This window comes from Streptosporangiales bacterium, from assembly GCA_009379955.1.
Classification (GTDB): domain Bacteria; phylum Actinomycetota; class Actinomycetes; order Streptosporangiales; family WHST01; genus WHST01.
The window spans coordinates 1-12,523 of record WHST01000047.1 but is presented as its reverse complement, the minus strand read 5'-3'; the positions used below and the strand labels follow the sequence as shown (position 1 = coordinate 12,523).

Annotated in this window: 9 protein-coding genes; 4 read left to right on the top strand and 5 right to left on the bottom strand. The window is 72.2% G+C overall.

The genetic code is table 11. The features are described 5' to 3' along the window. Positions 1-242: 242 nt before the first annotated feature. Entirely contained in the window at positions 243-3,299 is a 3,057-nt protein-coding gene (locus GEV10_15485) for an alpha/beta fold hydrolase (protein ID MQA79859.1), read from the top strand. Between the two features lie 102 nt (positions 3,300-3,401). Next, positions 3,402-4,202 carry a GNAT family N-acetyltransferase gene (locus GEV10_15480; protein MQA79858.1) on the top strand — a complete coding sequence of 267 codons (801 nt, stop codon included), beginning with the start codon at positions 3,402-3,404 and terminating at the stop codon, positions 4,200-4,202. Positions 4,203-4,269: 67 nt separating this feature from the next. On the opposite strand, the gene GEV10_15475 is transcribed toward GEV10_15480, so the two are convergent. The 5 genes from GEV10_15475 to GEV10_15455 all read right to left on the bottom strand — a co-directional run bounded on the left by GEV10_15475 (position 4,270) and on the right by GEV10_15455 (position 10,003). Further along, positions 4,270-5,466, bottom strand: coding sequence for an alkaline phosphatase (locus tag GEV10_15475; GenBank protein ID MQA79857.1), 1,197 nt, complete (start codon positions 5,464-5,466; stop codon positions 4,270-4,272). A 199-nt stretch (positions 5,467-5,665) separates the two neighbouring features. After that, positions 5,666-6,274, bottom strand: a complete 609-nt coding sequence (locus GEV10_15470) for a DUF1707 domain-containing protein (GenBank protein MQA79856.1) — start codon at positions 6,272-6,274, stop codon at positions 5,666-5,668. After that, complete coding sequence (aspS, locus tag GEV10_15465; GenBank protein ID MQA79855.1) at positions 6,271-8,061, bottom strand: aspartate--tRNA ligase; 1,791 nt, start codon at positions 8,059-8,061, stop codon at positions 6,271-6,273. The genes GEV10_15470 and aspS overlap by 4 nt, the downstream gene beginning before the upstream one ends. Continuing rightward, positions 8,058-9,314, bottom strand: coding sequence for a histidine--tRNA ligase (locus GEV10_15460; GenBank protein ID MQA79854.1), 1,257 nt, complete (start codon positions 9,312-9,314; stop codon positions 8,058-8,060). The genes aspS and GEV10_15460 overlap by 4 nt, the downstream gene beginning before the upstream one ends. Beyond that, positions 9,314-10,003, bottom strand: a complete 690-nt coding sequence (locus GEV10_15455; GenBank protein ID MQA79853.1) for an MBL fold metallo-hydrolase — start codon at positions 10,001-10,003, stop codon at positions 9,314-9,316. The genes GEV10_15460 and GEV10_15455 overlap by 1 nt, the downstream gene beginning before the upstream one ends. Before the next feature lie 209 nt (positions 10,004-10,212). Here GEV10_15455 and GEV10_15450 point away from each other — a divergent pair, with 209 nt between their 5' ends. After that, positions 10,213-11,034, top strand: coding sequence for a peptidylprolyl isomerase (locus GEV10_15450; GenBank protein MQA79852.1), 822 nt, complete (start codon positions 10,213-10,215; stop codon positions 11,032-11,034). A gap of 27 nt (positions 11,035-11,061) precedes the next feature. Further along, positions 11,062-12,291, top strand: a complete 1,230-nt coding sequence (locus tag GEV10_15445; GenBank protein MQA79851.1) for a DUF349 domain-containing protein — start codon at positions 11,062-11,064, stop codon at positions 12,289-12,291. The last annotated feature ends 232 nt before the right edge of the window (positions 12,292-12,523 follow it).

Sequence of the window (12,523 nt, the reverse complement as noted above, 5' to 3'; positions counted from 1 at the left end):
TGCGCCACCTCGGCGCGCTCTCGCGCGTCCTCGAAGAGACTGTCCTGGTCACCCACGCGCTCACCGTAACGCCCGCCCCTGACGCCCGCCGCCGCAGACCACCAGCCGCCGGGGTCCCCGGTCGTGGCGCCTACTCCCCGCTGGGGACCCCGGTCGTCGTGCCTACCCCCACTGGGGACCCCGGCGGGGGTTGGGGCTTCACCGCCACCGGAGGTCGCGTCGGCGGGGGATAACGTAACGGCGTGCTCGACGCCCTCGGTCGGTTCTGCCACCGACACAACCGCCTGATCGTGATCGCCTGGCTCGCCCTGATCCTCGTGGGCTTCGGCATCGGCTCGAAGGTCTTCGACCGGCTCGCCGAGTCCGACTACGCCACGCCCGGCAGCGAGTCGGTGCGCGGCACAGACCTGGTGGAGGACGTCGCGGGGGCCGGCGAGCGGGTGGTGGTGCTCGTCGACGGGCACGACGTCGACGACCCGTCACTGCGCACCGCGGTCACCGAGGCGGTCGGTGACGTGCGCACCCAGCCGCATGTGCTCTCCGCGGTCGACTGGTACTCCACGCGCACGCCGTCGATGCGCTCCGAGGACGGCGAGGCGAGCCTGGTGCTCGTCGAGCTCGACAACACGCTGTCCGGTTCGGCCGCGGACGAGGCGCACGATCTCGTCCGCGAGCGGCTGGAGCGGCTCTCGGACGAGGTGTCGGGCGTCGACGTGAAGGTCGGCGGCACGACCGCGGTGTTCCGCGACTTCACCACCCAGATCGAGCACGACATCAGGCGCGGCGAACTGATCGCGTTCCCGATCACGCTGGTGCTGCTCGTCCTGGTGTTCGGCGGCATCGTCGCGGCGCTGCTGCCCCTGGTCGGCACGGTGGGCGCGGTCGCCGGGTCACTGCTCGCGCTGCTCGGCTTCACGTACGTGATCGACATCGACTCCAACGCGATCTCGATCACCACGATCATGGGCCTCGGCCTGTCCATCGACTACGCGCTGCTGGTCGTCAGCCGCTACCGCGAGGAACGTGGGCACGGTCTCGACGGCCGTGCGGCGACCGGACGCGCCATCGCGGCAGCCGGCCGCACCGTCTGCTTCTCCGCGCTCACCGTCGCGGCGGCGTTGAGCGGCATGTTCGCGTTCAAGACACCGATGTTCCACGCGTTCGCGCTCGCGGGCATCAGTGTGATCGTCATCGCGGCGCTCGCGGCCCTCACCCTCGTCCCCGCCCTGCTCGGTCTCGCCGGGCGCTGGATCAAGGCGCCGACTCGACCGGTCCCCGACGAGGGCTTCTTCTCCCGGATCTCGCGGGGCACGCAGAAGGTGGCGCCGCTCGTCGCGATCGTGGTCGCGGGGCTGCTGCTGTTCGCCGGCTCGCCGTTCCTCGACGCGAAGTTCGGCGGCGTCGACCACACCGCGCTGCCCAGGTCCTCGGAGAGCAGGATCGTCGCCGACGCCCAGGAGGACCGCTTTCCCGGCGGCGGCAGCGAACCCGTCAGCGTCGTCGCCGAGGTGCCGCGCGCCGAGCTCGGCGCGTACGGCAGGCAGACTGTCGCCGACCTACCTGGCGTCAACCGCGTGCGCGCGGGCGATCTGGGCAACGGCGTCGCGGTGCTCGACGTGTACCCCGACGACCCGGCGGCGGGCCAGACCAGGGAGGAGGCCGGCGAGAAGGTCGTCCGCGCGATCTGGGCCGACCGTCCCGACTTCGCGGTCTACGTCACCGGATCCGCCGCGCTCCTCGTCGACCTGAAGGCCGAGATCGCCGACCGGCTGCCGTGGGGACTCGCGATCATCGGGATCGCGACGTTCCTGCTGCTGTTCCTCATGACGGGGTCGATCCTCATCCCGGTCAAGGCGCTGGTCATGGACGCGCTGTCGCTCGGCGCGACGTTCGGCATGCTCGTCCTCGTCTTCCAGGAGGGTCACCTCTCCGATCTGCTCGGCTTCGACCCGCCGGGCTCGCTCGACCTGTTCGTGCCGATCCTGGTGTTCGCGTTCGCCTTCGGCCTCTCCATGGACTACGAGGTCTTCCTGCTGTCGCGGATCAAGGAGGCGTACGACGCGACCGGCGACAACAAGCGGGCGGTGACCATCGGCCTGCAGCGCAGCGGACGCATCATCACCTCCGCCGCGCTGCTGATCATCGTCGTGTGCGCGGGCTTCGTGTCCGGGGAGCTCGTCATGATCAAGCAGATGGGGTTGGCGATGTGCGTCGCCGTGGCCGTCGACGCGACCCTCGTGCGCTGCCTGCTCGTCCCGGCGACGATGTCGCTGCTCGGCCGGGCCAACTGGTGGGCGCCCCGCTGGCTGCGCCGCGTCCATCGGCGGATCGGGCTGCACGAGTCGCCGCCACCGGCGGGCGCGACCCCCTCGCTCGCGGCGCCCGGCCTCGCCGACCCGGCACCGTCCGACGCGGCCGCTCCGGTGGTGCGCCACGTCACCCAGCAGGTGCCCACGGCCTCCGGTCGCGTCGTCCCCGTCCGCATGGTCCTGCGCGACGACGACGGCCCGGTGCTCGTGTTCTGGCCGGCGCTCGGCGTGGCGGCCACGTACTACACACGCTTCGCCGACGCGCTCGCCGACCGCGGCATCTCCGTCGCGCTGCCCGACCTGCCGGGCCAGGGCGACTCGACCGTCGAGCCGCGCACGGCGTCGGTCGGCTACGGCAGCCTCCTCGCGACCGACGTGCCCGACACGCTCGCCGCCGTGCGCGACCTGCTGCCGGGCCGCAGGTTGCTGGTCGGCGGCAGCAGCATCGGCGGGCAGCTCGCCGTGCTGTACGCCGCCACCCACCCCGACGACGTCGACGGAATCGTCCTCGTCGCCAGCGGCACCGCCTTCTTCGGCGGCTTCCCGAACGTGCGCCGGCGGCTCTCGGTGCTCGGCCTCTCCCAGTTCGTCGACCTGACCAGCCGGCTCTCCGGTCACTGGCCGGGCGACCGCTTCGGGTTCGGCGGAGCGCAGCCCGCCGCGCTGATGCGCGACTGGGCCCGCAACGCGCGCACCGGCCGCTACGTCGTCGACGGAGTCGACCTCGACCCGCTGGTCGCGCGGGTCCGCGTGCCGGTGCTCGCGATCACGATGGCCGGCGACGACCTGGCGCCGACGAGCTCCGTCGACCACCTGTGCGGCAAGCTCCGCGGCGCCCGCGTCGACCGCTGGCACCACGCGCCCGACGGGCCCGCGCCCGGCCATCTGAGGTGGGCCAGGAACCCCGGCTCCGTCGCCGACCGCATCGCCGCCTGGGCCACCGGGAGCGGCGCAGTCCGCCCCCACGTGGACGCATCGCGTTGGTCATAGCCAGGACGACGCCGCCACGTGGGGTCACCGGCCGGTGGCGGCACCGTCCGGCGTAACAGTCGGCTCGCCGGAACGGCACTTACGGATGGCTAGGCTTGTCGGGTGATCGAAGCCCTCTCGCCCGATGATCTCCTGGCAGCCACCGACGGCGACATGTACGTCCGCGTCGCGGTCGCCAACGGGGCCGTGACCGACGGCGCGTGGGCCGGCGACGGCGCGGTCGTGTGGGCGAACACCCACCACGGCCGGCCGGGTTTCGCCGGCGTCGGCTCGCCGCACGGTGCCGCCACCGTCGTCGCCGCGCTCCTCGACGAGATCCCGGACGCGCGGCGAGCGTCGCTGCCCCGCGGGTGGCTCGACCACCTGCCCACCGACCTCCGCGTCGAGAGCCGGTCGGACTGGGACTGGATGTGGACGACCACCCCGCCCCCGTCCCTCCCCGGCGCGGCCGGCGCCCGCTGGCTCGTGCCGGACGACCACGACGACGTCTCCGCGCTGCTCCACGAGGTCAGTCCGGGAGCGTCGACCTGGCCGGACGACGGCAGGTCGCACCGGTGGGCGGGCATCCGTGACGACGACGGCGTGCTCGTCGCGTGCCTCGCCGACACCAGCCGCAGCGCGACCGTCGCGCACGTGTCGTCGGTCGCCACCGCGGCCGCGCATCGCCGCCGCGGGCACGCCCGCGCGCTCATGGGCTGGGTCACCCGGCGGTTCCTCGAGGAGGGCAGGTCACCGGTCACCCTCGGGATGTACGCCGACAACGACGCGGCCCGCGGCATGTACGGGAGCCTCGGCTTCACCTGCCAGCACACCTTCACCGGCGCCGTGGTCGCGGCAGCGACCCACCCCGACGACCCGACGCTCACCCGTGAGGGGCACCCTCACCGTGCCCTGACACGGTGAGGGTGCCGTTCACGTGCCGCGGCCCGGCGGCCCGGCGAGCCCGCAGCGATGAGCCTGGCGGTGCGGTCTATAGGCGCATCGCCTTGACCATCGCCCAGAACACGTCGGTGTTGTCGATCGTCCCGTCGAGACGCGCCGAGCCGGGGCCCGTCGCCGTCACGGGCGTGTCCGCGGCCGTGTGCCCGCCGGTGGTCCAGTCGACCGTGAACTGCAGGTCAGAACCCGCGATGGTGAACGGGCCGTCCTCCTGCTGCTGACCCGAGCCGCCTTCGTCCTCGCCGTCGACGTTCTCGATCGTGAGGCCGCCGGTCTCGTGGTCGCCGCCGACGATCACCAGGGTGCGCGGGTTCTCCTGCACGAACCGCAGGACGGTGGCGACGGTGTCGTCGAGCGCCTGGCCTGACGTGATCGTCAGCGCGGCGTTGTTGGCGTGCGCCATGCCGTCGATGCCCTCCTCCTCGACCATGAGGAAGAAGCCCTGTCGGTGGCGCGAGAGCGTCTGCAGCGCCTGGTCCGTCATGTCGGTGAGCGGGACGCTCGGGTCGTACAGGTCACCCTCGCCCTCCGGGTGGTACTCGAACATCTCCTCGTTGGCGAACAGCCCGAGCAGCCGGTCGCCCTCGGCCTCGCGGAGCTCGTCGGCGTTCGTGAGGTACTCGTAGCCGAGGTCCTTCGCCTTCTCGACGAGGTTGCCCTTGGTGCCCTGGCTCTCCTCGGTCGGGTCGGTCTCCGGGTGGTCGGGCCAGGCGCCTGGCTCACCCTTCGGGTACCACCAGTCCTCGCCGCCGCCGAGGATGACGTCCGGGCGGCTCTCGTCCAGGTACTGGCGCGCGATCTCGCTCTGGTCGCCGCGGTCGGGCACGTGCGCCGCGAACGCCGCCGGCGACGCGTCGGTCACCTGCGCGGTCGTCACGAGACCGGTCGCCTTGCCGGCCTTCTTCGCCATCTCCAGAACGGTCTCGACCCGGTTGCCGTCGGCGTCGACGCCGATCGCGCCGTTGTACGTCTTGTGCCCCGTGGCGAACGCCGTCGCGGCGGCCGCCGAGTCGGTCACGGCCTCCTCCGGGTCGGCGGCGTCGGTGTGCACCGACCCGGTGACCGGCAGCTCGTTCATGACGAGGTCGTCGTCCTGGCCCACCGTGGCGAGCCGGATCAGGTTGCGATGCGCAAGGCCCATGCCGTCGCCCTGCAGGTAGATGACGTTGCGCGCCACCTGGCCGTGGCCGTCCGCCTGGCCGGCCCGGTCGCCGTGGACGGTGAGCATCGTCGCCACCCCGAGCGCGAGTAGCCCGGAGACCGCCCAGCCCTTGCGTATCACCGCGTCGAACATCGTGGCACCACCGATTCGTCACCCGTCGTTTACCCAGTGTTCACCTCGGCACACTGTGCCAGCGACGCCACAGCGCGTGCCACCCCAGCGACGGATGGTCACCAGCGCAGGTGCTGCCTCGGTTGTCAGGCGGTCAGCGCGAGCGGCGGCGGTAGCGGTAGCGCACCTTGACGGTGCCGCTGCGCACGCTGCCGTGCACCCGCAGCAGGGGCGCACCGGGCTCGACCGGGTCGTTCGCCTTGCTCAGGACGGAGCCGCTGGTGGTGGACGCGGACTCGATGCGGACGGCCCACCCGCGTGGCACGATCAGCACGACGCTGCCCGACCTGGCGGTCGCCTCGACGACTATCTCGGGCGGGCACGTCGCCTCGGTGAAGTCGAGCTTCACCGTGCCGCTCCCGCACTGCGCCCTGATCCGGCGCGGCACCAGCCATGCCCCGCTCCGCTTGATCGTGCCGCTGCCCGTCTCGAGGACGAGCGGCTCGCCGGAGTCCGCCGGCACCGGTGGGGACGGCGCCGCGGTCACGAGATCGGCGAGGATCGGCTCGAGGTCGGCCCTGGTCTTGGCAGCGAACACCAGCCCGAGCCGCTCGTCGAGCTCGTCGAGGTCGAGCCGGCCGTCACCGGCCGCGGCGCGCAGGACCTCGGCCGCCTCGTGGCGGTCGGCGTCGGACGCGCGCAGCGCCGGCGCTCGCCCCTTCTGCGGGGCGGGCAGTGACTCGGCGCTGGAATCAGAGCTCATGACGGATGATTCTCGCCGCCCGCGGCCGACTTGGGAACCGCGTCGATGCCCGCTTCCCTGCGCTGCTGCGCCGTGATCGGTGCCGGCGCGCCCGTGAGCGGGTCGAACCCACCGCCGGACTTGGGGAACGCGATCACCTCGCGCAGCGAGTCGGCTCCCGCGAGCAGCATGCAGACGCGGTCCCAGCCGAACGCGACGCCGCCGTGCGGCGGCGGACCGTACTGCAGCGCGTCGAGGAGGAAGCCGAACTTCGCCTGGGCCTCCTCGGCGCCGATCCCCATCAGGTCGAAGACCCGCTGCTGCACGTCGCCGCGGTGGATACGGATCGACCCACCGGCGATCTCGTTGCCGTTGCAGACCAGGTCGTACGCGTAGCCGAGCACGTCGCCGGGGGCCTCCTCCAGCCGGTCGGCCCACTCGTCCTTCGGCGAGGTGAACGCGTGGTGCACCGCGGTCCAGGTGCCGGAACCGACGGCGACGTCGTCGGTCGCCGACGCCAGCTCGAACAGCGGTGCGTCCTTGACCCAGCAGAACGCCCAGCTGCTCTCGTCGATCAGGCCGCAGCGTCGGCCGATCTCCAGGCGCGCCGCGCCGAGGAGCGGACGGGCGTCGCGCGGCGTGCCGGCCGCGAAGAACACGGCGTCACCTGGCTCGGCGCCGACCGCCTTCGCGAGCCCATCGCGCTCGTGCTCGGCGAGGTTCCTCGCCACCGGGCCGCCGAGCGTGCCGTCGTCACCGACGAGGACGTACGCGAGGCCCTTGGCACCGCGCGCCTTCGCCCAGTCCTGCCAGCCGTCGAGCTGCTTGCGGGTCTGCGTGGCACCGCCGGGCATGACCACCGCGCCGACGTACTCCGCCTGGAACACCCGGAACGGGGTCTCGGCGAAGAACCCGGTCAGCTCGGTGAGCTCCTGGCCGAACCGCAGGTCGGGCTTGTCGGATCCGAAGCGCGCCATCGCCTCGTGGTACGCGATGCGCGGGATCGGCAACGGGATCTCGTGCCCGGCGACCTCGCGCCACAGCGCGGACGCGACCGCCTCGCCGACCTCGATCACGTCGTCCTCGGACACGAACGACATCTCGACGTCGAGCTGGGTGAACTCCGGCTGCCGGTCGGCCCGGAAGTCCTCGTCGCGGTAGCACCGCGCGATCTGGAAGTAGCGCTCCATGCCCGCGACCATGAGCAGCTGCTTGAACAGCTGCGGCGACTGTGGGAGCGCGTACCAGGAGCCGGGACGCAGCCGGGCGGGCACGACGAAGTCGCGCGCGCCCTCCGGCGTCGACCGCGTCATCGTCGGGGTCTCGATCTCGACGAAGTCGCGCGCGTGCAGCACCTCGCGGGCGACGCGGTTGATCTCCGAACGCATCCGGATCGCGGCCGCGGGGCCCGGCCTGCGCAGGTCGAGGTACCGGTACCTGAGCCTGACCTCCTCGCCGACGTCGACGTGCTCGTCGAGCGGGAACGGCAGCGGGGCCGACTCGCTGAGCACCACGAGCTCCGCGGCGTCGACCTCGACGTCGCCCGTCGGCAGCGCCGGGTTCTCGTTGCCGGCCGGACGCCGCGCGACCATGCCGGTGACCCGCACGCAGTACTCGCTGCGCAGGTCGCCGGCGGCAGTCGCCACGGAGTCGGAACGGAACACGACCTGGACGACACCGCTCGCGTCGCGCAGGTCGACGAAGACGACACCGCCGTGGTCGCGGCGGCGCGCGACCCAGCCGGCGAGGGTGACCGTGTCACCGGCGTGCGCAGCACGCAGCGCGCCGGCGTCGTGGGTGCGGATCAAAGCTTCTCCTTCAGTGCTGCGACGAGATCGGTCAGCGCGACGGCGTCCTGCTCGCCACTGGCGAGGTCCTTGACCTGCGCGACGCCGCCGGCGAGATCTCGCTCGCCGATGATCACCGCGTAGCGCGCTCCCGACCTGTCGGCCGCCTTCATCGCGCCCTTGAGGCCGCGTCCGCCGTACGCCATGTCAGCCTCGACCCCCACCGACCGCAGCTCGGTCAGCAGGCCGAAGGCACGCCTGCGTGCCTCGTCGCCGAGCGGGACCAGGAACGCGCCGGCCACCGCCGCCGCGGCCACCGTGACGCCCTCGGCCTCGAGCGCGAGCACCGTGCGGTCGACGCCGAGCGCCCAGCCGACGCCGGGCAGCCGGGGCCCGCCGACGAGCTCCGCGAGGCCGTCGTACCTGCCGCCGCCGCCGATCTCCGACTGCGCGCCGAGTCCCGGGTGGTCGAACGTGAACGTGGTGCGGGTGTAGTAGTCGAGACCGCGGACCAGCCGAGGCGAGTCCTCGTACGCGACACCGACGTCATCGAGCAGCGCGCGCACCTCGTCGTGGTACGCGCGGCACTCCGCGCACAGCTCGTCGACCACCAGCGGCGCGGCCGTCATCGCGTCGGCGATCTCGGGCCGCTTGTCGTCGAACATCCGCAACGGGTTCAGCTCCGCACGTGCCCGGGTGGGCTCGTCGAGGTCGAGGCCGCGCAGGAAGCCGAGCAGCTTCTCGCGGTACGCCGGCCGGCACTCGCGGCAGCCCAACGTGTTCAGCAGCACCCGGAACCTGGTCAGGCCGAGCGACCGGTAGCCCGCGACGGCCAGCTGGACGAGCTCGGCGTCGAGCGCCGGGTCCTCCAGCCCGAGCGCCTCGGCGCCCACCTGCCAGAAGTGGCGGTAGCGGCCGGCCTGCGGCCGCTCGTACCGGTACATCGAGCCCGAGTACCAGAGCTTGACCGGCAGCGAGCCGCGGTCGAGGTGGTGCTCGACGGCGGAGCGGACGACGCTGGCGGTGCCCTCGGGCCGCAGCGTCAGCGACCGGCCGCCCTTGTCGTCGAACGTGTACATCTCCTTGCTGACGACGTCGGTCGACTCGCCGACGCCGCGTTCGAACAGACCGGTGTCCTCGAACGTCGGCGTCTCGACGTAGCCGTAACCGGCGGCGCGCAGCGGGTCGGCGAGGCCGGCGCGCACGGCGAGGTGGGTCTCGGACAACGGCGGGAGGAGGTCGTAGGTGCCCTTGGGCGCACGGAAGGTTGCCACTAGTTCTCTGTTCCACTCTCCTGGTCGAGCAGCTCCCGCAGGAACGGGTTCCCGCGACGCTCCCGGCCGATCGTCGTCTGGGGGCCGTGGCCCGGCAGGACGACCGTCGTGTCGGCGAGCGGCAGCACCCTCGTCCGCAGGGTCTGCAGCATCGTCGCGTGGTCGCCGCCGGGCAGGTCGGTGCGGCCGATCGAGCCGGCGAACAGCACGTCGCCCGCCAGGCACACCTCGGGCACGTCGTCGTCGGCCGGCAGCCGGAACAGCACCGACCCCCTGGTATGGCCGGGAGCGTGGTCGACGCCGATCTCCAGGCCGGCGAGCTCGACGGTCTCGCCGTCGGCGAGCGGCTTCACGTCGTCCGGCTCGGTCCACTCGAAGCCGCCGAGCATCGCGACCGTCTCCGGCGACAGGCCGCGCTCGGGGTGCTCCAGCAGCTCGGCGTCGTCGGGGTGGATGTACGCGGCCACGTCGCGCGCCCCGCAGACGGGCGTGACCGAGAAGGTGTGGTCGAGGTGCCCGTGGGTCAGCAGCACGGCCACGGGCCGCAGCCGGTGTTCGTCGATGAGCGCGTCGAGCTCGCGTCGCACCCCGTAGCCGGGGTCGACGACGACGCACTCCTCACCTGCCGCAGGCGCGACGACGTAACAGTTCGTGCCGAACGCCTGGGCGGGGAAGCCGGCGATGAGCACCGAAAACCCCCACATCTCGCCCCGGACCGGATGTCCTCGGGATACTGCCGAGCGTACCGACGCGGCGTGCGCGGCCGCGCACGACATGCCCCCAGCGTCCCGTCAGGTGATCACGAGGCGGCATCAACCGCGGCGGGGCCCCTCACGGCTCCTCCCGCGCCAGCTACCATGCCGGGATCCCGGAGTATTCCCACGAGGAGGATGAGCGCGTGCCCGGCAAGGAGCGACGCAGGCAGCTCGAGCGCGAGAGGTACCAGCGCCAGGTCACGCGCAGGATCCGCAAGGACGAACGCCGGCGCACGATCAGAGCCGTGGTCACGTCGGTCCTCATCGTCGTGGTGGTCGTCGGTGGCATGACGTTCCTCGCCTTGACGCTGTCCAAGAAGGACCGCGACGATCCGTCGGCGTTGCCGACCAAGGAGTCGTCGGCGCCGCCGAAGCCGACCCCCACCAAGGCCGCCGCGAACACCTGCGCCTACGCCAAGGTCCCTGCCCAGGCGGGCAAGCAGAAGGACGTCGGCACGCCGCCGAAGAAGCCGGTCAAGTCCGAGTTCGAGGCCACGCTCGCCACCAACCGCGGCGACATCACGGTGGCACTCGACGGCAAGAAGGCGCCGTGCACGGTCAACTCGTTCGGCTTCCTGGCGAGCAAGAAGTTCTTCGACGCCACGCCGTGCCACCGGGTGGTCAACAAGCAGATCTACGTGCTGCAGTGCGGCAAGCCCAAGGGCGAGGCCCAGGGCCCTGGCTACCAGTACGCGTCCGAGAACACCACCGGCGCGACGTACAAGAAGGGCACGCTCGCGATGGCGAACAGCGGGACGCCGGACAGTAACGGCAGCCAGTTCTTCATCGTTTACAAGGATTCGCCGCTGCCACCCCAGTACACCGTGTTCGGGCACGTCACAGGCGGTATCGGTATGGTCGAGAAGGTGGCCAAGGGTGGCGTCACCAAGGAGGATCCGCAGGTCGGCGGCGGCCCGCCCAAGAAGAAGGTCACCATCAAGAACATCACGGTCGAGAAGGCGTAGCAGGGCACCGTGGCCGGAGGAGGAGCCGTGACGAGCGACCCGTGGGGCCGCGTCGACGACGACGGCACCGTCTACGTGCGCACGTCCGAGGGCGAGCGTGTCGTCGGGTCATGGCAGGCGGGGTCGCCCGAGGAGGCCCTCGCGTTCTTCCACCGCAAGTTCGACGAGCTCGCCACCGAGGTCGACCTGATCGAGCAGCGCATCGGACGGGGAGCGCTCTCCCCCGACCAGGCGACCAAGCAGATCGCGCACCTGCGCGAGTCCCTCGCCTCCGCCGCCGCGGTGGGCGACCTCGACGCGCTGAGCGCCCGCCTCGACGCCCTCAGTCCCGCCGTCGAACGCCGTCGCGAGGTCGTCCGCGAGGAGCGCGAACGCCACCGCGACGAGGCGAGGCAGCGCAAGGAGGCCGTGGTGGCCGAGGCGGAGGAGATCGCCGCCAACGGCACGCGGTGGAAGGCGGGCGGCGACCGGATCCGCGAGCTCATCGACCTCTGGAAGACCCTCGACCGGCTCGACCGGCCCACCGACCAGGCGCTGTGGAAGCGGCTCGCCGCCGCGCGCAACACCTTCGCCAAGCGACGCCGCCGCTACTTCCAGGACCTCGCGAGCCACCACGACGAGGCCCGTGCCGCCAAGCAACGGCTCGTCACCGAGGCCGAGTCGCTCCAGGACTCCACCGACTGGGGACCCACGTCGGGGCGCTTCCGCGACCTGATGAACGAATGGCGCGCGGCCGGTCGCGCCGAACGCTCCGTCGACCAGGACCTCTGGAACCGCTTCAAGGCCTCCCAGGACGCGTTCTTCGCCGCACGGTCGGCCGTGTTCGACCAGCGCGACGCGGAGCAGCGCGCCAACCTCGAGCAGAAGACCACCCTCGTCGAGGAGGCCGAGGCGCTCCTGCCCGTCACCGACCTCTCCGCGACCCGCAACGCCCTGCGCGACGTGCACGAGCGCTGGAACGCCGCCGGCCACGTCCCGCGCGGCGACCGGTCCCGCATCGAGTCGCGCATGCGTCGCGTCGAGGACGCGGTGCGCGAGGCGGAGGAGCGGGAGTGGCGGCGTACCAACCCCGAGGCCAGGGCGCGCGCCGAGGCCACCGTCGCGCAGCTGCGCGAGTCGATCGCGAAGCTCGACTCCCGGGCCGAGAAGGCCGGGGCCGCCGGCCGGGAGAAGGACGCCCACGACGCCCGCGACGCCGCGGAGGCCCGCCGCGAATGGCTCGCGGAAGCCGAACGCACGCTGGCCGAGTTCAGCTGACGGCCCCGAGGCCCGCGCCACTTCTCGCGGGGTCCGAAGTGATCACGTTAACCTCCCGAACGGGGACTTCACCTCGTCCCTGCACGAGGTCAAGTCCCCGTTGATCACGTCAACCACTGGGGGACCCTGGCGGGCCATCCCCTACGGGTGAAAAGTAGGGGGTGGCCCGCGGTGTCCCTGGCGACGGCGTGATCACAACGGTGCGGTAGAGCCCGCACGTCAACCTGCCGCT

What these genes read in the sequence shown, in the direction of transcription:
- GEV10_15475 (MQA79857.1), bottom strand. Translation starts at nt 5,466, where the DNA reads ATGCTCACCGTCCACGGCGACCGGGCCGGCCAGGCGGACGGCCACGGC.
- GEV10_15470 (MQA79856.1), bottom strand. Translation starts at nt 6,274, where the DNA reads ATGAGCTCTGATTCCAGCGCCGAGTCACTGCCCGCCCCGCAGAAGGGG.